We start from the raw sequence: 25,978 nt of genomic DNA, 5'->3' as shown, positions 1-25,978 counted from the left end.
TTAAATTTTTTGTGCAACGGAAACGGTGAAAATACCAAACTCATCAATAACTTGATCGATTTTCTTGAATCCTGCTTGCTCAACCAAGGCATCCATCTCGGCTTGTGAGCGTAAACGCATGACCCATGCATCTCCTTGGCGATGTGAGGTCAGAGCACGGGCGATAAACTCTTGTTGCGGATGCCAAATTTGACCTGTGTAGATGAGATAACCATCTTTCTCAATGGCCTGACTTAAGCCGGTTAAAGACTGTCTAAGCAAATCATTATCACTAAATAATTCGTATAAACCTGAGACCACGGCTAAAGTCGGTTTAGGTTCAACACTGGCTAGTGATGTGGTATCAAAGGCATCCGCTTCTACAAATTTGGCAATCTGGCTTAAACCTCTTTGCTCAATCATTACTTGACCTGCTTGTACATTGATCGAGCTGTAGTCTCTAAGCAGGATGGATTCAGGATGCTCAGGCAGTTTTTGTACAGCATCTAAAATATAACGGCCATGACCTGCTGCAATATCCATAATCCGTACTGCGTGTTGGGCATCATTTAACTTAGAAGCATATTTCGTTAATAGCGCTTCAATATTTTGTTTTCTAACGCGAATACCACGCCAACCAATCGCATTTAAATATTGTCGATCGATGATTTTACCGAGAGCATTTTGGCTTTCTGATTGATCTCTGTAGACAAAATCTAAGGTGCTGCCAGAGTCGTATCCTGTATCTTCACCAATTTTTAAACCTTTAGAAAAGAGACTACCAATTTTAAGATTTTGTTTGGTTAAGCTCCAAAATGCATGTTTTAAAGAGTGTTTTGGAAGCGTTGAACTTAAGGTTTCTGCAACAGCACAGCTCGGGCCAATTTTATCGGCATCTAAAAGTTTAGGTGCGGAATAGGGTTGTTTAAAACATTGTTGAATAAAGCGATGGATTTTATCTGTGGCGATTTTGCGATGTTTTTCACCCAAAGTATCATGATAAAAACCGTCTAAGACGTGAAATTCCTTCATTGGATGAGGAAGTTTTTGATAAAACGCCAATTGCGGTTTTTGATGCACCACGAAGTCAGATCCTGAACATAAGACTTGAGTAGGAACAAAAATATTTTGTGCATCTTTAACGATTCGATCTGACGCTGCATATAGACCCAGCAGCATACGGACCGATATGGCCCGAGCGATTTGCGGGTCAGTGTCATAACTTTGCGCACGTGCAGTATCGTGCGTCAGCATTTTGGCTTTGACATAACTATTAATAAAAAAGTTGCCAGCGAATTTGTTGAGGAGTGTTAAGCCAGGTTTTGCAAAAGGCACATAGAGTTTGATGTCAAATGCAGGCGAGGCAAGGCATAAAGCACGAATTTTAGGGGCATAATCATGCACCCATGTCGCGGCTAAAACAGCACCAACGCTTTGAGCCACGATCGCTATATTCTCTGATCGAATTTGGTAAGTTTGTTCAATATGCTGAATAAAATATTGAATGTCCTGAACGCATGCAGAAAAGCTAGGTGCATCACCACGTTCACCTGGGGTATTGCCGTGACCTCGCGCATCCCAAGCGAAAAAATCAAAATCAGGCAAATTCAATTCATTGACCAAATGCGCCATTCGTCCCGAATGTTCATGGCCACGATGAAATAAGATCACCGCTTTTTTCTTACGGTTGCTTTTTAAACTGCTATTTTCCCAATGTTGATAAAACAAGGATGTTCCATCATGGCTCGTAAAGGTATGCTGAGTATTGTTATACATTGTGTTGTTCTCAAAATAATGAATCGACTGACGATCTAAACTGAAATTTATTGTGGGTTGATAATGCTATTTTTAATGCGGTTATAAATCGTAATAAATAACAAAAAGATGGTAATAATCAAAATACTATTGCAGATAAGAGACAATGTATTTAAGCCAACATTCAATATAGAAGAGGTTACGATGATGACGCAGATGATGCTAAATACAAAAGCGCGGTCACTTTTTCCCATTGGACCATCGTAACGACGTTCTTGCCCCACTAATGGCGCCATCACACCGGTATATTCGGCAAGTATGGCGAGAAAACAGGTTAAAATAAGTAATTCAGCTTGAATAAAAGCAAAACAAATTAAACTAAAATAGAGTGCTGAGTCGGAAATCACATCACATAATTCATTATAAAAAGCACCGAGTTTGGATTGTTGGTTGAACTCACGTGCCAGCATGCCATCTATGGCATTGAAGCCCATTCGAATAAGCATCCACACGGGGAAAATCAACAGTAAAATGCCAATACCGTTGTGAGAAAAATAGATATAAATAAAAAATGCCACAGCTAGCGAAATGAACATTGCCAGTAGTGTTACTTGATTTGCTGTAATACCAAGATGATGAAGTGATTTAACCAAAGGTCGAAGCAGGTTTTGAAATGCAGGCTTAAGCTGGTAGATCGAAGGCATATTATTGTTATAGCGGTATGATTTGCATGAATTTTATACGATTGATGCTTAACTTAACAAGAATTTGAATGTTAAAGATTGTCACAGGCCTCAAGATTCGCCTGTATAACGCATTAAGTTTTCTTGTGTAGTACTTGCGACTAATTTTCCATCTTGCCACATTTGCCCATGACTAAGCCCACGTGATTGGGAGGTTCGGGTGGTATTCATGTCATAGAAAACCCAATCATCCACCCGAAAGGCATGATGATAATACATCGAATGATCAAGACTAGTTGCGATGAGTTCAGGAGACAGATAATTTAAACCATGTGTTTTGAGCGCCGCAGAATATAAATTATAGTCTGAATAGTATGCTGCAATGGCCTGATGTATATGAAGTTGGTCAAATTGTGCATCCAAGGCATCATGGAGTTTTAAATATTCTGCATATTGATTTTGATTTAAGACAGAAGCTTGACCGGAAGGTGGCAAATCTGTCAGCACGTATTCAATTGGTTTAGATATAAGCTGAAAAGGCTGTAAAAATGTGGCCAGATATTCAGGTGAAATAGATGATTGGATTTGCGCTTTATGGAATTGCTCTTCTTTGAGCATACTTGGTGGAAACTGTTGGATCAGATCTGGTTCGGGTATTTGATACTCCATACCCGTTTCGTTTTTCATATAGGACAACATCACCATATATATTGGTTTGCCATGCTGTATGGCGGTCACTTGTCGTGTAGAAAAACTATGGCTATCACGTAAATTTTCGACTTTAAATAAGACGGGCTGATTTGCATGACCCGCAGAAATAAAGTTGGCATGTAAAGAGTGAAGTGGGAGTGTGCAGGTATAGGATGCACTGACTATGCTCTGAGCAAGTAATTGCCCACCAAAAATATGGTCACCAAACAGAGGTTTGCTCTGTGCCAAAAAGTAGCCCTGATCTTTGGGCACTACAGATAATAATTGGATGAGGTCTTGAGTCAGCGTTGTCATATTTTTTTAAAATTTTAGCTTTGTTTAAATGTATTCAACTCAAACTTATTGCACAAGTCGTGTTCATGAAAAATATAAAAGTCTTCGCCGGTCTTTCTAGAATAGGCTTATAATCGAGTTTTCCTAGTTGTCCGAATGGAATGACGAAAAAGCAATGACACCTGCATGTAAACTCTTAAAATCTAATAAAATCGACTTTACAATTCATGAATATGACCATGACCCAGAAGTAAAAAGTTTTGGTTTAGAAGCTGCGGAAAAACTTGGTTTAACGGTCGAAGAAGTCTTTAAAACCTTGATGGTTACGGACGATAAAAATTACTTTGTTGCCGTATTGCCAGTTGAATATCAGCTAAATTTGAAAAAAGTGGCTACAGCATTTGGCTGTAAAAAACTCAAAATGGCTGACCCAAAAGATGCAGAGCGTTTAACCGGTTATTTGGTTGGTGGTATTAGTCCAGTTGGACAGAAAAAACGCTTAAAAACTGTGATCGATGCTTCTGCACAGAACTTAGCTAAAATCTATGTGAGTGGCGGTAAGCGTGGTTTGGATATTGGTTTAAAACCCGAAGATTTAGCAAAAGTTTTGGGTGCAAATTTTGCTGATGTGATAGATGTTTAAGTGCGGTTTTTGACTACTTAAATTTAAGTGAATTTAGAGGGAATACCTTCCACTTCATAATCTATAAAATAACAGAAGCCGCATTAAGCGGCTTTTTGGTTCAATGTCACATCTTAATTGGGGATATTTGAAGGAGAAATCACACATGAATATTCGAACTCTCCGGGTTTAGTCTCTTTAAGTAGGTTTTCCCAAGAACTATTCTTTGTTTTAATCCAACTATAAATATCTTCATAAAATTCAGGATTGAGATTAGCTTTTTGAATATATGATTTATTTAGAAGAAATTTTGTCATCAAACACATTGAATTCAGCTCAATTGGATTTCTATTTTTTTCTAAACTAAAATTATTTTTGGCTTCAACTTCGTATTTTCTCAACATAGTTGCTTTGAGTAGTGTTGATTTAAATAATTCCATAGTTAAATCATTAGGAGGTGTTTGATTCGCTAAGGCAAAGAGATTTCCATCAATTCTCAACATAGACGGGAAAAAATTTGCCTGTACATCTAATTCTTGCTGAGGAGACGGTGAAGATTTACATCCTGTTGTTAAAATACTGCTAAAAATGAGAATACTTATAAACTTTAAAATTTTGATATACATCTAGGTGAAGTCCTTGTTCAGCTAAAACTTTTAACATTTTAATCTTGGTTAATACGTATTTTGTGCATATTAATACTGATCAATTCACTCCAACTGATTATTTTTAATTTGGAAGTTCTAGCTAAGACTACACTTTTGTTGTTTCTTTAGCTTTGAATAACGAAAATGTTTGTAGTCGCAGAAGTAGAATTTAGTAAAACTTCATGTTTAGAGGTTGATTCATTAATAGCACTTAAAGGTGTTTAATTATAAAAATACTTATAAAAAATAGGTATTTAAAATCCGACTAAAACAGTTGTATTTTAATTTAAAAGCTGTAATTTGAAAGTGTGATCAAATTAAGAGACAACAAAATGCCTTATTCAAATTCGAAAGCGATTATTGAGCAAATCTATAATTTTGTATTAGAAAAACATGGTTTAGCGTCTAAAAGTCGATTTATGCAGTTATCGATCTTCTTTAGAGAATTGCATGAAGGGGAAGAGTCAAAATTTACCGCAGATAGGTCTTTTTATTACAAAGGTATCTTTAACAACAGAGAAAAAAGTATATTTGCGAATGCTGCGCCAGACTTTTTTGATAAGCACAAGTTTTTGGATTGGGTTGTTAAATCAATTGATTGATTTCAACCAAATCATTGGAGTACATAATTCATGCTGTATAACCAGTCTGAATAGAAGATATAGATCAGAAATCAGTAGGTGTTTGTTATGAAATACATGCTAATTGGCAATAAGGATGTATGGCCAGTATGGTGTTAGTAAAGTCTTCAATGATTAAAATTTAACTGCACATTTCGTTCCTTGATTTAAATAAAAGCTTGGTTAAAAGCAGAATATAAAAACCCATGTAAAAGACATGGGTTTTTAGTTTAAGTTGCACAATGTGATAATTCGGCTAAAAAATAAGCAATATGATTTATTTGTTCAATGCTAAATGAGAAAATTATCATTTAGTTCCATTTCAGAAAATTGTATAAATAAAAACAGAAAAGTTCATATCAAAAAAATTAATTTTTAAATACATAGAGATAAGACTAAATTTTCAATCCTGTAGCAAATCTTCACAAAAATGCAATTATTAACAATAATGATTATCATTAACATAGTTTCACGCTGGCCAGCGTACTAAGCATTACTTGCACAGTTAAAGAAACATAATTACATGACAAAGCTTGGAAAAGCTTAAAAATAGAGGATATGGTCAGATGAAAGAGCTTGCTAATCGCTTGGCGATGCAGCATCTTGTCAATGCATACTCACAAGAAACCGGTAAAGGTATTTTACTGGAAAAGTATCAACAGAATTCATCACAATTGACGTTTAGCCAAGGCTTGACGTTGTTATGCATCCCTTTAGATTGCATTCAATCACAGTTATTTGTACCACTATCTTATGTCAGCCTTGTTGGTAGACATCGTCTTGCAGATATCCCATACGTTTTTAATAAAGGACAGAAACAGTCATTTAGTATCACCGCGATAGCGAGTTTATTACTTGAACAGCTCGTACAAGAGTCAGGTCATACACTGGATGCTTCAACATTATTAGAGCGTTGGATCGAAAGTCGTGAAGCGCTAACTCAATTTTTGACACTGCGTGAACATGATTTTGAGGCTTTAGTCCAAGCGGAACAAAGTTTCATTGAATCGGAACAAGCTTTAATTTTAGGGCACAGCATGCATCCTGCACCGAAAAGTCGGGTCGGTTTTGTGCATGAAGATTGGGAAAGGTATTCGCCAGAAGCCAAAGGTCTCAGCCAACTGCATTATTGGTTGGTAGCTCCAGAATATATTCAAGAAGGTTCAGCTTTAGATCAAGCTGTATCAGCGCAATTGAAAAGCGAATTGCAATGGCATTTATCAGAAACTGATCAAGCACTACTGAATGCCTATTCACATTATAAGTTATTGCCTTTGCATCCTTGGCAAGCACGTTATTTACAGTCAAAAGCATGGTTTAAAAACTTAAAAACCAAATTAAAAATTATCGATTTTGGCGAGAAAGGTTGGGCATTTTCACCAACAACTTCGGTACGCACTATGGCAAGTTTTGCAGCGCCGTGGATGTTGAAACCATCACTATCTGTAATGATCACCAATTCAATCCGAGTTAATCTTGCCAAAGAATGCCACCGTGGTGAAATGACCCATCGACTTTGGCATTCAAGTCTCGGTGAACGTATTTTAAAACAATGCCCAACGCTCAAAGCGGTGAATGATCCTGCTTGGATGGCATTGAGCATAGATGATGAAATCGTCGATGAAACTATTTGCATCTTCCGTGATCAGCCTTTCAGTGAAAAGCAGCAGGTGAGTTGTATTGCGTCATTGTGCCAAGATCATCCTGCACAGCCTAAAAACCGTTTTAATGCACTATTCGAACAAATCGCAAAACAACAACCTGAACTTGATCAAAGCGCCATTGCGATCAATTGGTTTAAACAATTCTTAGCTATCAGTCTAAAACCATTAATGTATTTGTACCATCAATACGGAATGGCCTTTGAATCACATCAGCAAAATGTCTTACTTGAGCTTGAACATGCAATGCCTAAATATCTATGGCTGCGTGACAATCAAGGCTTTTACTATATCGAAGAACTTGCAGGTGAGGTCTTAAGCGCATTTCCAGAGTTGCAAGAAAAAGCGCAAGCCGTGGGTTCCAAAGCCTTTGTCGATGAGCGCTTTAGCTATTATTTCTTTGGTAATACTTTATTCGGCATTATCAATGCAATTGGTGCAACTGGATATGTCACAGAGCAAGTGTTGATATCGATATTGCAAAATGAACTGTTGGACTTACATCGGGCATATCCAGAAAGTTCATTGATTCATTTATTACTTTATCAGCCGACCTTGCCGTATAAGGGTAATCTGTTGACGCGCTTGTATGAACTGGATGAATTGATTGCCCCAGTCGATCAGCAATCGGTTTATGTACAGTTGCCAAATCCTTTATGTGTGGAACAGACGGATGTGCAATATGCTTGATTTTATTGGGATAGGCTTAGGGCCATTTAACCTCAGTTTGGCGAGTTTGCTACATAAGCAAAATCATTTGCAGTATCAATTTTTTGAAAAGAAACCACAGTTCGACTGGCATGCGGGTATGCAATTGCCCAATACAGTACTGCAAGTGCCGTTTATGGCCGATCTGGTTTCCATGGTCGATCCAACCAGTCCTTTTAGTTTTTTAAATTACTTAAAGGCGCAGCAGCGTTTATACAAATTCTATTTTTTAGAACAAGCTCAGATTCCTAGACGTGAATATAACCATTATTGTCAATGGGTTGCAGACCAACTAGAGCATATTCAATATCAATCAACCGTAAAAGCCATTTATGCCCAAGAGCAAGGCTTTGAAGTCATGGTTGAGCAAGATGGACGTTTTAGACGTTATCAATGCCGAAATTTGGTCATTGGTTCGGGTAATGTTCCGCATTTACCACAGTGTCTAAAAGACATACAACAGCAATATCCAGAGCGCTGCTTACATTCTGCAAATTATTGCAATGCAGCGTTAAATCACTTGAAAGGGAATGTGGTTGTACTGGGATCAGGCCAGTCTTCGGCCGAAGTCTTTATGGATCTGTTTGATCGTCAATATTTGCAGGATCAGACGACAATAGCGCAGTTTAAATTGCATTGGCTGACCCGTTCTAATGGGTTTTTCCCGATGGAATATGCGCCGCTTGGTTTAGAGTATTTTAGTCCGGATTATACTACGCATTTTTATCAACTAAGTCCTGAAAATAAAGCCGAACTATTGAAGCAACAAAGTTTGTTATATAAGGGCATCAGTGCAAAAACCATCCGTGATATTTACCAAAAACTATATCACCGGACCATTGGTCAAAATATTCAACAGACGCATTTACATGCTCAGGTGGGTTTGGTCGATGCCGAGCCTCATGGTGCGGGCATCCGTTTGCAGTTTCAGCATAAAGTCACGGCAGAACAATTCTATCTGGATGCGGACTTTGTCGTGGCTTCAACGGGATATCACAGTCCAGAGTGGCAATATCTCAAATATCTAAAACCACTGATTCAATGTGATGAATTCGGTCGCTGGAAAATCAGTCAGGACTACCGCGTACAGCATGACGCTGTTGGGGAGATCTTTGTTCAAAATCAGGAAATGCACAGTCACGGTGTCGGGACTCCTGATTTAGGGTTGGGTGCTCACCGTGCAGCGATCATTGCCAATCAATTATTGGGTTTTGACTTATACGATTTAGGTGATCAAGCTCAAAGTTTCCAACATTTTTCACCCAATGAAAATGCTGAAATGCACAGTATGGGCATTGTGAAGAAATCAGCGCCAACCAATATCCAAAGACCTTTATCCGTTAAAAAAACCATTGCCAACTACGCAATGAACCGCAATACGACCATGCCGAATAAGCAAGAACAGAATACGGTTAAACTCGAGAAATTATAATGACATTTGCAAAATTACAGATAAATCAAACGCAGTGGCGCCGTGCAGGGCAAAGACTGATTGAAATGGCGATTGCTGAATTTTTATATGAAGAAATTATTCAGATTCAGCCAGTGGAAAATAACACTTGGCAACTTAAACTGGATGACAAAACGTATCAATTTGAAGCGACACAGTTTCTGCTTGGGCATTGGCGTATTGTTGAAGGGAGCGTTCGAGAGTTAAGTGAATCGACAACAGAGCCCGCATGGAATCTGCATGAATTTATTCGTGCTTTTTCAAATCAAGCTGAGGTGAAACCATTTACCAAGGCTTATTTGATTAAAGAAATGAACAATACATGGTTGGCTGAAGCACATGTTTTTGATGAACAGAGATTGCTAAGTCAGGCTGTGCTGTCAGCACCGCACTATCAAATTGAAGGCATGTTACGTGGACACCCCTGGCTCATTATGAGTAAAGGCCGTATGGGTTTTGGCTATGATGATTATTTAAGCTCCGCACCAGAAATTTCTCCAACGGTCAAAGTTCTGTGGTTAGCTGTTCATCGTGATTTAGCTGAGTTTCGTTCGACCGAGGCTTGGGATGCGCAAAGCTTATATCGCCATGAATTGAATTCTGCGCAATTACACGATTTTCAACAGCAATTGGCGGACAAAGCCTTAAATGCTGCTGAGTATTTCTTTATTCCTGTACATGCATGGCAATGGCATCAGTGGTTAATCCCGACCTATGCCAATGAAATCGTTGATCAGCGCATTGTCGAATTGGAAATTGGACAAGACGACTATGTGCCAATGCAATCAATTCGTACTTTATGCAATACCAGTCATCCTGAACGGCATTATGTGAAGTTACCCGTCAGTATCTTTAATACCGCGGTCTATCGAGGTTTGCCTTCAAAACGAAATTTGGCTGCACCTGCGGTGACCGCTTGGCTGAAGGACTTACAACGTCAAGATGTAGACCTGCAAAAAACACAGGTAGCATTTTTAGGCGAAGTTGCAAGTCTCACATTACAACAGCCGTGTTTTGATCAGATAGACGGTGCGCCTTACCAATTTAAAGAATTGTTTGGGTGCTTATGGCGTGAAAGTGTAGAGCCATGTATTGGTGAACATGAGATGGCACTTTCCCAAGCCGCATTGTTACATCGAGATCTAAATGGTCAGTCTATTTTATATGTGTTGATTCAGGCTTCAGGTTTGACGCCTTTGCAATGGCTGAAGCGTTTTGCTGAAGTCTGCGTAACACCACTACTGATTTGCTTATACAAATATGGTTTAGCTTTTTCTCCGCACGGTGAAAACACCATGTTGATCCATGAAAATGGCTTACCGAAAAAAATGGTGCTGAAGGACTTTATTGATGATGTCAATTTAGTTGATGAAGATTTTCCTGAACTCGAAAATTTACCACCTGAAGGGCAAATTTTACTGCGCCATCCTGCTGAAGAACTTAGTCACTTTATCTTTACAGGTTTATTCATGGTGCATTACCGCTATATCTGTAATGTCTTCCTTAAAGATTATCCAGAGCATACAGAACTTGAATTTTGGCAGACCATCTCCAGCGTGATCGATGAATTTCATCAGGCGCATCCTGATTTGGCAGATCGTATTGAAAAATTCAGTATGTTCCGTCCACGTTTCGAGAAAATTTGTCTGAACCGCGTTCGACTGTTTACCACCAGTTATAACGACGAAGCAGAACGACCGGTACCTGTATTTTTAGATCCAATTGCAAACCCTGTAAGTCCAAACACTTTAAATCAGTGGGCGAAACAACTGCATACTGCTAAGCAGAAAATGACAACCAACCGTATTGCGTCATAAGCAGATTTTTGAGCTAAGAACAGAAAATATTAAACAAACTTAAAGGACGAGATCATGACAACGTTATCACGACAACTACCTGATTTTTATGAATACCATGAGAATGAGACGCAATACTACTTACGACAAATGCAATATCCAGAAGATATGGCTTTGGTTCATAAATGGATGCATGAACCGCATGTGATTCCACAGTGGCAACTCAATAAGTCAGAAACTGAACTAAAAGTGTATTACGAAAAAATGCTGGCAGATGATCATCACCGAATTTTGATCGTAGGGGTAAACGGTAAAGATGTGGGCTACACAGAGATTTACGAGGGAAAACGGGATCGATTAGGTTTGTACTACGACGGTGACGAGCTAGATCTAGGTTGGCATTTGTTATTTGGTGAAAAGTCCGTTTTTGGTAAAGGCTATTTACGTCCCGTCATGCGTTTATTGAGTTTTTATATCTTTGAAAATGCCGCATCAGCCAAGATTGTGGGAGAGCCTGATCATAGTGTGAAGCCTTATGCCGTTGTGGTTAAAGACATGTGCTATGAAGCGCAGCGCCTAATCCCAATGCCTGAAAAGACCGCCATGTTGTATTACTGCTTTAGAGAAACTTTTTATGCAAAATTTGGTCATTACTTAAACGACTCCAAGGCATTTCAGCATCAGCAACTAGCTAAGGCGGTGTCATGAGTTACAGCTGCACCCACATGCACATACTGGACATGCGCTTTTCAGCGCATGTTTCAGTGGAAGAGTTTGAACAATGGTTGACTCAAGTTGAGCGCTTTTTTCTGAAAAGTCAGCCCTTTGTTTTGGTAATGCAAACGGCTGAGGGAACGACTTTTCCCGAAGAATATCGGCAAATACAGGCCGTTTGGTACAAGAAGTTTAAACATCTCTTTTTTCAATATTGTTTGGGTCTGGTGCGTATTGCGCAAGATCCAAATGACTTCAAACGTTTAAATACACCCGCACTGCATGCAGCGTGGCGTGTGCCTTATTACGTTTCATTAGAACAGTCTGATGCGCTGCAATGGGCAGTGCAGAGGTGGATATGCAACAACACTCAAGAAAATTAAATCATGCAATTTCACCATCTCAAATTTCAGTCCTGAGTTTGAGCGTCGTGATCATTTTGTACTTAGCACATGCATTGCCTTTGTATTTTTACAATGTGGCTTTGCCTGCTATTTTACGACATCAAGGGGTAGATTTACGTTGGATTGGCATGTTATCGCTGCTTTACATTCCATGGGCATTCAAGTTTTTTTGGGCGCCTTGGATCGATCAGCTCTATGTCAAAAAACTCGGTAAACGTAAAACATGGCTATTATTTACGCAAATCGCATTGGTACTGGGGGTATTGGTTTTAGCCTTTACGCAGTTTTCTTATGGGCTGACTTTATTTGTCATTGTTGGTTTATGGATTTCAGCGTTTGCGGCAACGCAAGATATTGCGATTGATGGTTATACCGTAGAGAAATTTACCGAAGGCAATTACCGTCTGGGCAGTATGGCACAGAGTATTGGGGTGGCCGTCGGTAGCATGCTTGGTGGCGCTGCAACTTTATGGATTTACCAATATTGGGGTTGGCAGTCAGCGCTCACAACTTTAGCGCTGCTGACATTTTTAACCATGTTTGCTGTGTTTTTTATTCAAGAAGAACCACAAACTCAAATTGCAAAAGCCAAACCAAGCCTACGACAAGCGTTTAAACGACCTGAGATTCGTTGGGCCTTGCTGCTCATAGTTTGTTATCGCGTGGTGGAAGCACCCGCTATGGCAATGCTGAATCCCATGTTGATCGATCAAAAATGGTCACTGTCTCAGATCGGCGTGTTGATGTCTGTGGTCGGTGCCGGTATTGGTCTAATTGCAGCCGTTAGTGCAGCTGTAATGCTGAAAAAAATCAAAGCGACGCAATTGTTGGTCTGGGCAGGTTGGTTACGTACATTGCTATATGCCGTCATTGGGGCAGCCGTTGTATTGGGGTGGTTGAATCAATGGCATCTGCTTTTAGGTCTATTTGTCGTGTTGATGCTAGCCATTCGTTATATCGCCATGACATCACTCTATGCCTATTTCATGCAGACTAGTTCTAAAGAACAGGCGGGTACCGATTTCACCATATTAGTGTGCTTTGAATTGCTCGTTTACTTCATTGGCGGTGCATTTTCAGGCTTTCTCGCAAAATCATTAGGCTATGGACATTTTTACTTGGTATTGGCAATCGGCTCAGTAATCAGTGTCTTACTTAGTCAACGCATTGTTTTAAAAATACAAAATTTAAAAACTCAAACTCTTCCGACTCAATCGGAACTCTAAGAAATGGAAAAGAATATGAAACGTTTAGCTCTACCGATGCAACTGACTTGTCTCAGCTTAGCAATTTGCACTCAGCTTTATGCGCAAGACGTCACGACAGACACTGCACAAAATACTGCAGTTGAAACACAAACTGCAGAAGCTACTAAAATGGCACCGATTGTTGTGACGGCAACTCGTTCTGCGAAAAGCATTGCCGATATTGCAGGTACGGTGTACAGCATTCCTAAAGAAGAAATTGAAAAACAAGCCAATGCAGGTAAAAGCACAGCCGATATTGTCGGTTTATTGGTGCCATCACTGACTCCATCGAGTGGTACAACGTCTAACTATGGGATGACCATGCGTGGACGTGTGGTGCAATACATGATCGATGGTGTGCCGCAAACGGGATATCGTGATGGATCTCGACAACTGGCGAGTATTAGCCCGTCGATGATTGAACGAATTGAAGTGGTCTCTGGTGCAAGTAGTATTTATGGTTCAGGTGCAACAGGCGGTATTATCAATATCATCACCAAACGAGGTGGATCTGAACCGCTGAGTTTTGAAACGAAAGTCGGTGTCACTTCTGGTAATAATTTTAAGTCTGATGCTCTAGCTTATGAAGCTGCACAAACCATGAACTTTAATCAAGGCAATTTACGCGGAACTTTAGGTGCAAGCTATACCAAACGTGGCGAAATACAGGATAGTCATGGCAACCGTATTGGGCCTGAAATTGCACAAACAGACCGTCAAGATACCGACACTTTAGATCTAAATGGTCGTGTCAGTTGGAAAATTGCCGATGGTCAAACGCTGAGTTTCGGTGCGCAATATTATAATGATGAGCAAGATAGTGATTATGGACCTGACTATGGTCCAAATTTAAATGCGCTGCGCTCACAGCCCGTGGGTGGCAAGCTGCCGTTGTCATTAAATGCAGTAAAGGGCTTACAACTTGCTGAACAACCACAAACTGAACGTTATAGCGTCAACGCACAATATGAAAATCAAGATATTTTAGGCCACCGTCTAAACGCTGAAACCTATTATCGAAATGAAAAAGCACGTTGGTTCCCATCTGCACGTCAAATGGCCCCTGAACTATTCTTGGTGTATCAGTCAGAAACCGATATTGATGTGTTAGGCGCACGTGTTGCACTACAAAAAGATCTTAACTTAAATGGTCGTGAACTGGGGCTAACCTATGGTGTGGACTATGAAAAGGAAAAAGATCAACAAAATATCCAAATGTATGACAGTGCTACATTTATTCAAAGTAATGGTCTGAGTTATCAGCCGTTTAACTATTATGCCTTTGGCCCTGATGTTGAAACAGAAAAACTTGGGGTATTTGCCCAAGCGCAATATGAATTAACCGACCGTCTTGGTTTACAAGCCGGCATTCGCCATGAGCGGGTAGAGAGTGATGTCGATTCATCTGTGCCTTATATGGAAGCCATTACCGCAGATTTAACCCCAGGTTATGTGGCGAAAACACTGAATGGCGGTAAAGTGAAACATGATGCAACGCTGTTTAATGTTGGTGCGGTGTATCACTTAACAGATGCACAGCAAGTGTTTGCCAATTTCTCACAAGGTTCAAACTTGCCCGATGTGCAACGTATGCTGCGTGATGTGCCAGCAAATTCTGTGATTAATAGCCAAACCATTGACCCGATTAAAGTCAATAACTATGAGCTCGGTTGGCGTGTACAAAATGCCGGTGGTTTAAATGCCGGTGTGACGGCTTTTTATAATGACTCAGACAAGAGCCTGAAATTCGGTGCGCCGAATTACACCATTGATGTTATTGATACCGATGAACGTATCTATGGTGTCGAAGCCAATGCCAGTTATGAAGTTCAACCGAATTGGACGGTTGGAGGCACCGTTGCATATACCACGGGCCAATTTAAAAATACCCAAGGTGACTGGCAAGAGTTGGATGCTATTCGTGTAGCACCTTTAAAAGGAACAGCATTTTCAGAATGGCAATTTGATAATGACATGAGCCTACGTGTTCAAGCTTTAGCGATTGGCGGTACAGACAAAGCCCAAAAAGACACTGTGAAATATGGATCTGCTCCAGCAGCGGCAATTAAAGGCTTTGCAACGATGGACGTGATTGCCAATGCAAAAGTAGGACCGGGTAATGTGGGCTTTGGTGTCTACAACGTGTGGAATACGGATTATAAATCGGTATACAGCCAGTCGGTTGAAACTGTCTATGGCCCAATTTCTAGCCTAGCTGCTCAAGGTCGTACCTACGGTTTAAGTTATACGGTGAAATACTAATTTAAATCCTGAATCGGGTTTAAAGCACGGTATCGTGACTTACAAAATAGAGGTGGCTTAAGTCACCTCTATTGTTTATAACGTAGCCATTAAAAATGGATAACAAAAATAATGGATCGAAATAACAAACTGTTTATTGCTGCCAGTCTTGCCAATGGTGCAAGTTTCTCGATGATATTGCCGCTGTTGGCGCCATTGGTTCGAGAGTTAAAGCTTTCTGAACTACAAGGCGGAGCAATGGTTTCCGTCGGTGCGCTGCTGATGGCTATCGGTGCGATTTACATTTCAAAAAATCAATCCAAGTTTTCGATTTATCAACTCTTGAGTATCGGTTTTGTGGGCATGGCTGTGACATGGGGGCTATTTACTGCAGTGTTGATGTATGGCCTTTCTGTTCAGATAGGGATGTTGTTGCTGTTTAGTTTATTAATGTTGTCACGTGCAGCCACTGGGGTATTTATGGCGATGCCACAGATTGCCTTGCAAACTTATGTGATGACTCGTTTTAACAATGAGCAGCAGCGTTCACAAGCGATGTCAAAATTTGGTGCATTAAACAGTGCAGGCGTAATCATAGGGCCATTTATAACAACCTTGCTGCTGGGTTTTGGTGGAATCATGACACCGCTGTGGGCTGCAATCATTATTTTAGCGTTGATTTCTGTGGTCTTGGTATTCAGCTTTGATCGACATACCGAACAGCATAGCGTTGAAAAGCTAGTGACAGAAAAGCATGAGGCAGCATCTACGGATTTGAGCATTCAGCAATGTTATCCATGGTTAATGTTAGGTTTTAGTCTCTATCTTGCTATCGTGACCGTAAATTTAACGGCCGGGTTTTATATTCAAGACCGCTTTAATATGACTGCTGCAGAAGGTGCAGTGCATTTTGCAGAGTGTTCTCTCGTCGTGGGTATCGCTTTGGTGGTTATGCAAACGCTGATTTCTAAGTATTTAAATTGGTCCGTATATCGCTTACTGTGGGTTGGGCTGTTTAGCATGGTAGCAGCCTTGCTGATTTCGGTTTTCACCACTGAATTACGGATATTTCAAGCTACATATCTTTTATATGGTATCTCGGTTGCGTGTTTAATCCCTGCATTTACAACGGGTGCAGCGCAAACGGCGCCCAGTGCGTTACAGACCAAGGTGGCAAGTTGGTGTACAGCCACTCAGGCTTTAAGCTTTGTTGTTGGGCCATTGATTAGTACGGGTTTATACCAGTGGCACAAAAAATTTCCGTATTATTTTTTATTTTTAGTGATGCTTGGTTTAATCGTATTCTTTTTATTTCAAACCAAAATTCAAACCGTGAAGCGAGTAACTGAGTGAAATATGCAGAGACTTGTATACTTACTTCAATAGGTCGGTGTGAAGATAGGACTATCCTGACAATAGTGGGTTTTGATTACATGATGTTACTTGATTGGTGATTGATCTTACAAAATAGATGTTTAGAGCAAGCACTTTGATTAAAAAATAATCACAATTGTTTCATTAATTCTCAAAGTACTGAATCAATAGTTTTCTCCGTTATTCTTTTCACATAAAAAATAACGGAGGTTAAATGCTTAAATTTAATAATGATTTGGTTCTGGGCGCCATTTTTGATATGGATGGAACAATGTTTGATACTGAACGTTTACGGTTTCAAACATTGAAACAGGCATCTCTTGAATTGACCGGTGTTGAGTTTTCCGAATCATATCTCATGAATTGTTTGGGGCTAAGTGCACAAAGCGCGCATCGATTGGCCCAAGCCGAATATGATGAAAACATTCCATACGCAGATATTCGCAAACGCGCAGATGAATTAGAACTGGAGCATGTTCGTCAGTTTGGTGTACCGATCAAAAAAGGCTTGGTTCAAGTATTAGAACGCTTACGCAAGTCAGGACTGAGGATGGCCGTGGCAACATCGAGTCGCCGTGCAATCGCAGAAGAATATCTCATCAATGCCAATGTGTATAAGTTCTTTGATGTCTTAGTCTGTGGCGATGAAGTTGAAAATGGTAAGCCACATCCTGAAATATTCATGCGTGCTGCCGCAAAGCTGAATTTAAATCCTGCTGATTGTTTGATGTTTGAAGACTCGGAAAATGGTGTGACTTCGGCCTTTGAGGCTGGCGGTATTACCGTACTGTTTAAAGATATTAAATCGCCCAATCAAAACATGCTGTCCAAAGCCAAATATTATTATGAATGTATGTATGACTGTTTGACGGAACTTGACCCGTTCACTGCGCATTTAGAGATGCCGCATGTGCAAGAGGCTTTTCCACAAACCCTTAATCAGCTCACTGTTGGTATTCATGGTTTTGGGGCGATTGGTGGTGGTTATTTAGCACAAATTTTGTCGCATTGGGATGGTTATACACGCCCGAAAAAAATCTATGCATCGACTCGTAACCCTTTATATCGCTCTGCGGTCAATGCATTTGGTACCTATTGTATTCGCTATGGTCAATTGTCTTATGACGAACGCATTGAAAACATGGCAGTCATTGATGCTGAAAATATTCAGCAGATGCAAGAGATGTACACAGAGTCAAGTTTGGTTGCCATCTGTTTGCCTGAAAAAGCGATTGCAGAAGAGGCCAAAACCATTGCACAAGGCCTGTATGCACGACATATTGCACATGATGAGAAAGCCATCGAACCTCTAACGATGCTGATCATTTTGAACAAAGTCGGAGCAAAACAATTATTAATGTTACATTTAAAACAGGCTTTAACTGAGCTTGCTGGAGCGGTTGTTGCAGAGAAAATCATGCAACAACACTATTTTTGCGATACCGTGGTCAACCGCATGGTATCTAAGTTAAGTGACCAAAACTTATATCGTCAGCTCCGTATAAAATATAATATCTTCAAACAATTTCAATTAGATGAAGTTGAAGTGAATGCTCAATTAGACTTAGAAGATGCGACGAAATTAAATCCTGATCAGGAACGTCAAGCCACTTTATATGTTGAGGATATGCGCCGAAATTTCCACCCAAGTCATATATTGCAAAGCATGGATTTAATTTTATTTAACGCAGAATCTGACATGCCGATCTATGTAGAAAATAACAGTCCTTTGTTAGAAAAAATGCGTCAAATGATTTTGGTCGATCATATTGAAGATATTCAGCTAATCAAAAATCGCTTATGGAATGGCGTACATGCCATGTTGGCTTGGCAATCTGCACTGTTCAATCATCAAACCATAGGTGTGGCACTTGCAGATCATCGTGTTGATCAATTTATGCATGAACTCATTGACGAGGTGCAGGCTGGTTTAGCACGATGCTTACCTAATCGTGCTTTTGATTTAACACGACTGGCAGAAAGCTTTATAAACTCTTGTGAACATGCGTATAAAGATCCGTGTGCGCGTGTGGCACGAGATCCTTTACGTAAACTTGCAATTAATGAACGAGTGTTGGGCTCGTTGGCGACCAATGTGAAATATGGACTTGAGACAACACATCTACAACAAGGGATTGTCTATGGTTTGATGTATGCCGTGAGTGTAAATCAATGTACGATGGATCAGGCTATCAACTTTATCCGGTTGCAATTTTCAGAACTGAAAAAGACCAACGAGCTTGAACAACTGGAACGTATTGAACAGATTGAGGCCAATGTAATGACGCAATTGCAGCATTTTTCTGATCAGTCCACAGAGCAGTTTACATCTTGGAAAAACCATGCTGTAACGCAAGATCAGAAAGATACTGCGAAATTTGCCTAAAATATAATGCTTATCTGTGCGCAATGTATATTGAATCAAAATGCTGAGTATGACTCGGCATTTTTTTCTTACAAAGAAGCTTTAGATGAATGAATTTCAGCTTTAAATGAATATTACTAAATCAAAATTGGGCAAAGTCTGTTTTGATTCATGCTTTAATAAAGCGGATTAAATTTAAAGTGATTTATCTGTGTTTTTAAAACCCTCAATGCAAGTCGTACCGACGCTCAATCAGGATTATCCCGATTGGCATCAAGGTCGTCAGCACTATGCTTTGTGGTATATAGAAATACAGGATCCTGAATTATTGGCGTATCTCACAGCACTTCGAGCGCAGTTTTCAGATCTTTTATACACGCCAAATACGCGCCAATTTCATATTACCGTGTTTATTTGTGGTTTTTTTCAAGAGCTGAATAAAACCCAATTAATCGATCATTCTGAACAACGATGGAATGATAATTTCTCAGCAGATGAATTGGCACTGCACCAACAACAACTTCGACAGTTATCGCTATCTAATATTCGGTTACGTACAGGTCAGATCAATAGCTTTCAAAGCGCGTTGTTTATTGAAATTGTGGATTTAAAGCGTAAGTTAGAGCATCTACGTCAAGCTTTGAATTTAAGTTCGAATGAAATTGCACCAATCGAATATTGTCCGCATATCACATTGGGCTTGTATAAACAGGCATGGAATAGCGATGATATTTTTGAAAGAATCCAACAAATTGAACAGCACAGCTTTGATTTTGAAAGTGAGCAGCTGACTTTTGGTCATTATCAGGCTCAAGTACTACAAGGGGCATTAAGTCCTTATTATCAACATCAGTTCAGACAAAATATAGAGATGACACAGTCATGATTCATTTTATTTTGGGTGGGGCACGTTCAGGTAAGAGCCGACTTGCAGAACAAAAAGCCAAAGAAAGTGCTCAAGCCGTCATCTATGTGGCTACAGCACAAGCATATGATGGGGAAATGCAGGAGCGAATTCAGCATCATCAAGCGGACCGACCTGAACATTGGGGGCTGATTGAAGAGCCTTTGTATTTAGCCGATCGCTTAGTTGAAATAGACCAAGCTCATCAAACCATTCTTATCGATTGTTTAACGCTGTGGATGAGTAATGTATTGCTGCATGAACAAGCAGACTTTCAACAGCATCAATGCCAAAAATTACTTACGGTGCTGCCAACATTAAAGTCAGACATTATTTTAGTCAGTAACGAAACTGGACTAGGCGTTGTTCCCATGGGACAAATCAGTCGAAAATTCGTCGATGAATCTGGGCGCTTACATCAACAAATTGGTCAAATTGCTGACCATGTGGTGTTTTGTGTTGCAGGTTTTCCAATAATCTTAAAAGGAGATAAAGCATGAACTGGTGGCAAGAACCCTGTCAAAATCCGAGTATCGAAGCTAAGCAACAGGCGGTAAATCACCAGTTACAGCTAACTAAACCTACGGGCTCGCTTTCAGAACTTGAAAATGTAGCGGTGCAACTTGCATCATTACAAAACACGGATCAGCCTAATATCGATTTCCCATGGATCACCATCTTTGCAGGTGATCATGGCGTGATGGAAGAAAATATTTCGGCCTATCCTCAAGCTGTCACACGCCAAATGCTACAAAACTTCACGACAGGTGGTGCATGTATTAGTGTCATTGCACGTGAGTATCAAGCCAAACTACAAGTGATTGACTGTGGTTCGGTAGGCGAAGCTTATGAATATGCAGGGGTAGAGCGCTACTGTATTGCAGCGGGTACAGCAAATTTTGCTAAAACTGTTGCGATGAGCGAATCACAATGTATTGAAGCGATGAATCTTGGCCGTAAAAGTGTTGAAGATGCTATCGCTGCAGGTGCGTCAATTTATGTCGCAGGGGAAATGGGCATTGGCAATACCTGTTCTGCTTCTGCTGTTGCATGTTTTTTATTTAATGAGCCGGCCGAAAAACTGACAGGTGTTGGTACAGGTATTCGTGCTGAACAATTGGCACATAAGAAACAAGTGATTGATAAGGCCTTGGCTTTACATCAGGACTATGTCGGCCAAGATGTCTTTAAAGCTCTATGTGCTGTAGGTGGTTTGGAAATTGCCGCAATGGTTGGAGCATACATTCGCTGTGCGCAATTGGGGCTAGCAATGGTCGTGGATGGATTTATTAGTACGGTTTCTGCCTTGGTCGCTGTTCGTTTAAATCCAGCTGTACGTGAATGGATGCTTTTTGGTCATCAATCGGCTGAATATGGGCACCAGCGTTTACTTCAAGCCCTTGAAGCTGAACCACTCTTAAAGTTGAATTTACGTTTAGGTGAAGGCAGCGGTGCCGGTGCGGCCTTGGGTTTAATTCGTTTGGCATGTCGTTTACATAACAACATGGCGACTTTTGCACAAGCTGCTGTGATTGGTGAAAAAGTTTAAATGGAACATTTCCGTTTAGATATATTGCGTCATGGTGAGACTGAACTGAGCCATACCTTACGTGGCTCTACAGATGATGCTTTGACGCAAAAAGGTTGGCAGCAGATGCAGCAGACCATAGATGATGTATTGAACGTCATTCATACACACGGTTTAGCGAGCTGGGATGTCATCATTACTTCTGACTTACAGCGCTGCCGTTTATTTGCTTTGGAACTGTCTCAACAACTTGAACGTCCAATGTTTGAAAATGCGAAGTTTCAAGAAATGCATTTTGGCGATTGGGAAGCAGTATCAACCAAGCATATCTATGAAAACACCCCAGAGTTACTCGCACAGTTTTGGCAAAGTCCAAGTACATTTACGCCACCGAATGCTGAAAGTCTTCAGCAATTTCAACATCGGATATTAAGCGGTCTAGATGAGCTAGTTTTGCAGGCTCAACAGCATCATTGGCACCGCGTTTTATTGGTTTCCCATGGTGGCGTGATTAAATTATTGAAATGTATGGCACAGCATAGTCACTTAGATAATTTATTAAAAATGACTGCCGAATTGGGACAATTAAATTCATTTCTTGTTCAAAATCGCGCAAATATCCGTCTTTTGGAGCAAAGTGAATGACACCTTTTTGGATTGCTCTACAGTTTCTCACGACTTTTCCGATTCAACTTAAAGCGATGCCCTCGAAACAGCAAAATGGACAGTCTTTATTGTTTTATCCAGCGGTGGGATTGTTGATCGGTGGCATTCTTGCCTTGCTTGCTTTTACATTGCATAGTCTGCCGATTATCTTACTCAGTAGTATTTTGCTGGTAGTTTGGATTTGGCTCACAGGTGGATTACATCTAGATGGTTTAGCTGATACGGCAGATGCGTGGGTCGGTGGCTTTGGTGATGCCGAGCGTACACTAAAAATCATGAAAGACCCTGCATGTGGGCCGATCGGTGTTTTGAGCCTCGTCGTGATTTGCTTACTCAAATGGTCGGCACTTTATGTTTTGCTACAACAGCAAATGTATTTGGCATTAATTGTATTTCCAGTCTTGGGACGTTTAGCCCCTTTATTTTTGTTTTTAACAACTCAGTATGTTCGCGAAAAAGGCTTAGGCTCATCGATAGCAGAAACTATTCCACGAAAGTCGGCATACCTAGTCTTTATACTCTGCCTAAGTGCATGTTTGTATTTTAGCTGGACTGGAGTGGTCAGTATTCTTACATTTATTTGTACTTTATTGTATTTACGATGGAAATTTATTCAGCGTATAGGTGGTGTGACAGGAGATACAATTGGTGCCGCGATTGAAATCACAGAAGTGTCGAGTCTTTTAGCGTTTGTCATAGCAATACATTATTTAGCTGTATAGTTTTACAGATGAAACAGTTTAAATCATCATTTAAAAAGCCCAGAGACTGCACTGGGCTTTTTATTTATCCCAATAGATAAATGACTAAATGAATAAGCGATGGCCCAAGCAATACCATAAATACTCCAGCAAGTACCATGCTCAAGCAGGCTGCAACACCTTCTTCTTTATGACGTGATAATGCTTTACTTGTACCAAATCCGTGTGCAGCATTGCCAAGAGCCGCACCTTGTGCAAAGCGTGAATGCAATTTAAGCCCAGCCAAAACTAGGTCAGCCATAGCCACGCCGGCAATCCCAGTAATCATGGTAAATAGAATCACCAATTCTACTGAACCTCCAATATTCGAGGTAAGTTCCATGGCAAAGGGCGTAGAAATGGAACGTGCCATTAAGCTATAAGACGTTTCTTGGTCAAACTGAAACAACTGTGCCAAATAAAAAGCACTAATAATCCCAGCTAACATGCCAATCACGATGCCTAAACTAATGCTCAGCGCATGCTGACGGATAATTTGCCGATATTCATAGATGGGAATAGCAAAGGCCACAGTGGCAGGGCCGAGCATCCATACAATCCATTGGCTTTCTTGCATATAGGTGTCATATGAAATATGAAAGCAAAGCATGAGTATAATCAGCACAAACGGGACGAATAGTGCAGGGGAAAGAACCATATACGGTAACTTACGATGTAGCTTTTTCGCCAAAATATAACCGATTAGGGTCAGGACGAAAAACAATACAGAGATGCTGTTCAACCCAAAATCGTTCATAAGGTTTTTCCTGCTGTGTTGACATCATGATCTGTCGCAGTTTGGTGTTTCGCTTTAAGTTTTGCCTCGAGTTTAAAGCCCCAATAAACCGTAAATGCTGTAAACACCATGACACAGACGGTACCCAGTACCACGGCTAAAATTAACTGCCAGCCAGAGCTGAGTAATAAATCTTGATATTTAATTAATCCAACTACACAGGGGATAAAGAATAGAACCAGCTCAGCCAAAATAAAATCTGAGCCTTGTTTGACCCACTGCATTTTAAATAAACCACTCAACAATGCAGCTAATAGCAGCAATAAACCAATCACGCCAGCAGAGATCGGCAAGTTAAACCATGATTGAATGCAAGAGCCGATCCACCAGATCAATATCAATAAACTTATCTGCGCTAAAGTTTTAAGAAACTGGGTAAATTTGGAAGTAGATTGTGGAAACGTATCCATGAGACAACAGCAGAATAGGAGATGACGCTATTTTAAAAGTGCATAACCTGTATAATTATGAATAATTAATTATTAATTATGCTTGAATGGAATAATAATGGACATTAAAAGCCTAAAAGTCTTTGTGACCATCGTACAAAAACAGAGTTTTAGTCATGCAGCAGAAGCGCTTTTTGTCACTCAGCCGACCATTAGTAAATTAATTCGTCAGTTAGAAGATGAGATCGGCGTGCCTTTATTTCATAAAGGTGAAGCAGGGCGTAAAAGGGAAGCGCAGCTCACCTATATGGGAGAGCAGATTTATCAGCATGCTTTAGTGATATTGAATGAACAACAACGGATGCTTGATACAGTCACCCAAGTTCGTGCCTTAAAACAAGGTAAATTGACTCTAGGTTTACCGCCATTGGCATCGGTGATGTTTAGTCAGTTAATCGCGCTGTTTCATAAAAAATACCCGAATATTGAATTGAGCTTTTTTGAGGTAGGGGCAACAGGTATTGAAAATGCCATTTTAAAAAAACAGGTCGATGTCGGGATCATTTTGGGTCACTTGAAACCGGTGTTAAGTGGTATTCCAGTGATGGAGTCACCTTTATGTTTATTATCTAAAAAAAACTCACAGTGGCGTAAGCGAAAAAACGTTTCGTTGATTGAATTAAAAGAAGAATCCTTTTTATTGTATGACGATACCTTCACACTCAATGACATCATTATACAGGCGGCAAATTACGTCGGATTTGAGCCCAATGTAGTGTGTAAAAGTAGCCAGTGGGACTTCATCGCCAAAATGGTAGATTCAAATGTCGGGATTGCACTCCTGCCTAAAATTTATTGTGAACAACTTGATGCGGCAAAATACCATATGGCTGAATTAGAAAATCCAAACCTAGACTGGAAACTCAGTATGGCCTGGAATACCACTGTTGCCATGAGTCCCGCAACGCGTGCATGGCTAGAAATAATTGAGGACAATAAAGACAAAATACATTTTTAGTTCATTTACAGATCAAGCAGATAAAATGAATGCGTTGAAACGATGGTGGATTTATGATTTGTACATCAAAGATTATTGAAAAGGATTTTGCAAAATCAACAGGCATGAATTAAATTGGGTGTTGGTCGTTATTTTTGATGGTTCATAAAATGAAATGGGATGATATTGGTCAACAACCGTGTTCAATCGCTCGTGCACTTTCAGTGCTAGGGGATCGTTGGACGATGTTGATTATCCGTAATGCATTTATGGGCATTCGACGTTTTGATGACTTTCAACAAAATCTCGGTGTGACGCGTCATGTGTTATCTGACCGATTAAAGCGTTTGGTTGAAGAAGGTATTTTAACCAAAGTTGCTTATGTCGAGCGTCAGGAACGGTTTGAATATCGGCTGACTCAAAAAGGCTTAGACTTGTATCCCATCCTTCTAGCTATGACCCATTGGGCTGATCAATATATGGATCAGGGCTTAGGATCACCTGTTGAATATGTGCATCAGGCATGTGGGCAAAAATTTAAACCGGTTTTGGTGTGCTCATGTTGTGCTGAACCGATCCAAGCCAAACAGGTCAAACCGATATTTACCCAAGCCTATTACATCGCTCTCAACCAATTAAAACCTGCCTAAGCTGTTTTATGGCTTTCTTCAAGATGTTAATTTGCATCTGTTTAGCCAAAATAGCCTA

Annotated in this window: 23 protein-coding genes and 1 pseudogene; 18 read left to right on the top strand and 6 right to left on the bottom strand. The window is 40.2% G+C overall.

Annotated features, from left to right (window positions below; all coding sequences use genetic code 11):
• From FTU02_RS03525 to FTU02_RS03515, 3 genes are all read right to left on the bottom strand, one after another.
• The gene (locus tag FTU02_RS03525) at positions 1 to 1,755 is read right to left on the bottom strand and encodes a bifunctional alpha/beta hydrolase/class I SAM-dependent methyltransferase (RefSeq protein ID WP_180155843.1); all 1,755 of its coding nucleotides are present in this window, start codon (positions 1,753 to 1,755) and stop codon (positions 1 to 3) included.
• A 47-nt stretch (positions 1,756 to 1,802) separates the two neighbouring features.
• Positions 1,803 to 2,438 (bottom strand): CDP-alcohol phosphatidyltransferase family protein, encoded by a 636-nt coding sequence (locus FTU02_RS03520; RefSeq protein ID WP_168378667.1) that lies wholly within the window; start codon positions 2,436 to 2,438, stop codon positions 1,803 to 1,805.
• 90 nt (positions 2,439 to 2,528) lie between these two features.
• Positions 2,529 to 3,422 (bottom strand): acyl-CoA thioesterase II, encoded by an 894-nt coding sequence (locus FTU02_RS03515; protein WP_180155841.1) that lies wholly within the window; start codon positions 3,420 to 3,422, stop codon positions 2,529 to 2,531.
• A 154-nt stretch (positions 3,423 to 3,576) separates the two neighbouring features.
• On the opposite strand from FTU02_RS03515, the gene ybaK reads away from it, so the two are divergent.
• On the top strand, positions 3,577 to 4,044 hold the full coding sequence (ybaK, locus tag FTU02_RS03510) for a Cys-tRNA(Pro) deacylase (protein ID WP_180155911.1): 468 nt from the start codon (positions 3,577 to 3,579) through the stop codon (positions 4,042 to 4,044).
• Positions 4,045 to 4,157: 113 nt separating this feature from the next.
• On the opposite strand, the gene FTU02_RS03505 is transcribed toward ybaK, so the two are convergent.
• Positions 4,158 to 4,649, bottom strand: coding sequence for a hypothetical protein (locus FTU02_RS03505; RefSeq protein WP_180155840.1), 492 nt, complete (start codon positions 4,647 to 4,649; stop codon positions 4,158 to 4,160).
• Positions 4,650 to 5,002: 353 nt separating this feature from the next.
• Here FTU02_RS03505 and FTU02_RS03500 point away from each other — a divergent pair, with 353 nt between their 5' ends.
• The 15 genes and pseudogenes from FTU02_RS03500 to FTU02_RS03430 all read left to right on the top strand — a co-directional run bounded on the left by FTU02_RS03500 (position 5,003) and on the right by FTU02_RS03430 (position 23,070).
• Complete coding sequence (locus FTU02_RS03500) at positions 5,003 to 5,272, top strand: hypothetical protein (RefSeq protein WP_180155838.1); 270 nt, start codon at positions 5,003 to 5,005, stop codon at positions 5,270 to 5,272.
• A gap of 584 nt (positions 5,273 to 5,856) precedes the next feature.
• Positions 5,857 to 7,641 carry an IucA/IucC family siderophore biosynthesis protein gene (locus FTU02_RS03495; protein WP_180155836.1) on the top strand — a complete coding sequence of 595 codons (1,785 nt, stop codon included), beginning with the start codon at positions 5,857 to 5,859 and terminating at the stop codon, positions 7,639 to 7,641.
• The gene (locus FTU02_RS03490) at positions 7,634 to 9,091 is read left to right on the top strand and encodes a lysine N(6)-hydroxylase/L-ornithine N(5)-oxygenase family protein (protein WP_180155834.1); all 1,458 of its coding nucleotides are present in this window, start codon (positions 7,634 to 7,636) and stop codon (positions 9,089 to 9,091) included. The genes FTU02_RS03495 and FTU02_RS03490 overlap by 8 nt, the downstream gene beginning before the upstream one ends.
• Before the next feature lie 176 nt (positions 9,092 to 9,267).
• Positions 9,268 to 10,926, top strand: a pseudogene (locus FTU02_RS03485) (IucA/IucC family siderophore biosynthesis protein); the annotation flags it as partial.
• Between the two features lie 54 nt (positions 10,927 to 10,980).
• The gene (locus tag FTU02_RS03480) at positions 10,981 to 11,613 is read left to right on the top strand and encodes a GNAT family N-acetyltransferase (RefSeq protein ID WP_180155830.1); all 633 of its coding nucleotides are present in this window, start codon (positions 10,981 to 10,983) and stop codon (positions 11,611 to 11,613) included.
• Entirely contained in the window at positions 11,610 to 12,002 is a 393-nt protein-coding gene (locus FTU02_RS03475; protein WP_180155828.1) for a hypothetical protein, read from the top strand. Before FTU02_RS03480 ends, FTU02_RS03475 begins: the two co-directional genes overlap by 4 nt.
• Positions 11,978 to 13,249 (top strand): MFS transporter, encoded by a 1,272-nt coding sequence (locus tag FTU02_RS03470; protein WP_257232752.1) that lies wholly within the window; start codon positions 11,978 to 11,980, stop codon positions 13,247 to 13,249. Before FTU02_RS03475 ends, FTU02_RS03470 begins: the two co-directional genes overlap by 25 nt.
• A 15-nt stretch (positions 13,250 to 13,264) precedes the next feature.
• Entirely contained in the window at positions 13,265 to 15,532 is a 2,268-nt protein-coding gene (locus FTU02_RS03465; protein WP_180155824.1) for a TonB-dependent receptor, read from the top strand.
• A 111-nt stretch (positions 15,533 to 15,643) separates the two neighbouring features.
• Positions 15,644 to 16,864: an MFS transporter gene (locus FTU02_RS03460; RefSeq protein ID WP_180155822.1), complete on the top strand. Its 1,221-nt coding sequence runs from the start codon at positions 15,644 to 15,646 to the stop codon at positions 16,862 to 16,864.
• Between the two features lie 235 nt (positions 16,865 to 17,099).
• A complete protein-coding gene (mtlD, locus tag FTU02_RS03455) occupies positions 17,100 to 19,271 on the top strand; it encodes a bifunctional mannitol-1-phosphate dehydrogenase/phosphatase (protein WP_180155820.1) in 2,172 nt (723 codons plus the stop codon).
• Positions 19,272 to 19,461: 190 nt separating this feature from the next.
• Positions 19,462 to 20,136, top strand: coding sequence for a 2'-5' RNA ligase family protein (locus FTU02_RS03450; RefSeq protein ID WP_373684195.1), 675 nt, complete (start codon positions 19,462 to 19,464; stop codon positions 20,134 to 20,136).
• Entirely contained in the window at positions 20,133 to 20,654 is a 522-nt protein-coding gene (gene cobU / locus FTU02_RS03445) for a bifunctional adenosylcobinamide kinase/adenosylcobinamide-phosphate guanylyltransferase (protein WP_180155818.1), read from the top strand. Before FTU02_RS03450 ends, cobU begins: the two co-directional genes overlap by 4 nt.
• Positions 20,651 to 21,703, top strand: coding sequence for a nicotinate-nucleotide--dimethylbenzimidazole phosphoribosyltransferase (cobT, locus tag FTU02_RS03440; protein ID WP_180155816.1), 1,053 nt, complete (start codon positions 20,651 to 20,653; stop codon positions 21,701 to 21,703). Before cobU ends, cobT begins: the two co-directional genes overlap by 4 nt.
• Positions 21,704 to 22,327, top strand: a complete 624-nt coding sequence (locus FTU02_RS03435; RefSeq protein ID WP_180155814.1) for a histidine phosphatase family protein — start codon at positions 21,704 to 21,706, stop codon at positions 22,325 to 22,327.
• Entirely contained in the window at positions 22,324 to 23,070 is a 747-nt protein-coding gene (locus tag FTU02_RS03430) for an adenosylcobinamide-GDP ribazoletransferase (protein WP_180155812.1), read from the top strand. The genes FTU02_RS03435 and FTU02_RS03430 overlap by 4 nt, the downstream gene beginning before the upstream one ends.
• Positions 23,071 to 23,134: 64 nt before the next feature.
• Here FTU02_RS03430 and FTU02_RS03425 read toward each other — a convergent pair whose 3' ends face one another.
• Entirely contained in the window at positions 23,135 to 23,845 is a 711-nt protein-coding gene (locus FTU02_RS03425; protein WP_180026276.1) for an LrgB family protein, read from the bottom strand.
• Positions 23,842 to 24,294 (bottom strand): CidA/LrgA family protein, encoded by a 453-nt coding sequence (locus FTU02_RS03420; RefSeq protein WP_180120265.1) that lies wholly within the window; start codon positions 24,292 to 24,294, stop codon positions 23,842 to 23,844. Before FTU02_RS03420 ends, FTU02_RS03425 begins: the two co-directional genes overlap by 4 nt.
• Positions 24,295 to 24,391: 97 nt before the next feature.
• Here FTU02_RS03420 and FTU02_RS03415 point away from each other — a divergent pair, with 97 nt between their 5' ends.
• Both FTU02_RS03415 and FTU02_RS03410 read left to right on the top strand, forming a co-directional pair.
• Entirely contained in the window at positions 24,392 to 25,291 is a 900-nt protein-coding gene (locus FTU02_RS03415) for a LysR family transcriptional regulator (protein ID WP_180078900.1), read from the top strand.
• A gap of 149 nt (positions 25,292 to 25,440) precedes the next feature.
• Entirely contained in the window at positions 25,441 to 25,920 is a 480-nt protein-coding gene (locus FTU02_RS03410) for a helix-turn-helix domain-containing protein (RefSeq protein WP_078191046.1), read from the top strand.
• Positions 25,921 to 25,978: the final 58 nt, after the last annotated feature.

The sequence above is a fragment of the Acinetobacter sp. YH12045 genome (assembly GCF_013419925.1).
GTDB lineage: Bacteria > Pseudomonadota > Gammaproteobacteria > Pseudomonadales > Moraxellaceae > Acinetobacter > Acinetobacter amyesii.
The sequence above is the reverse complement of the archived record's forward strand: the minus strand, read 5'-3'. Positions and strand labels throughout refer to the sequence as shown.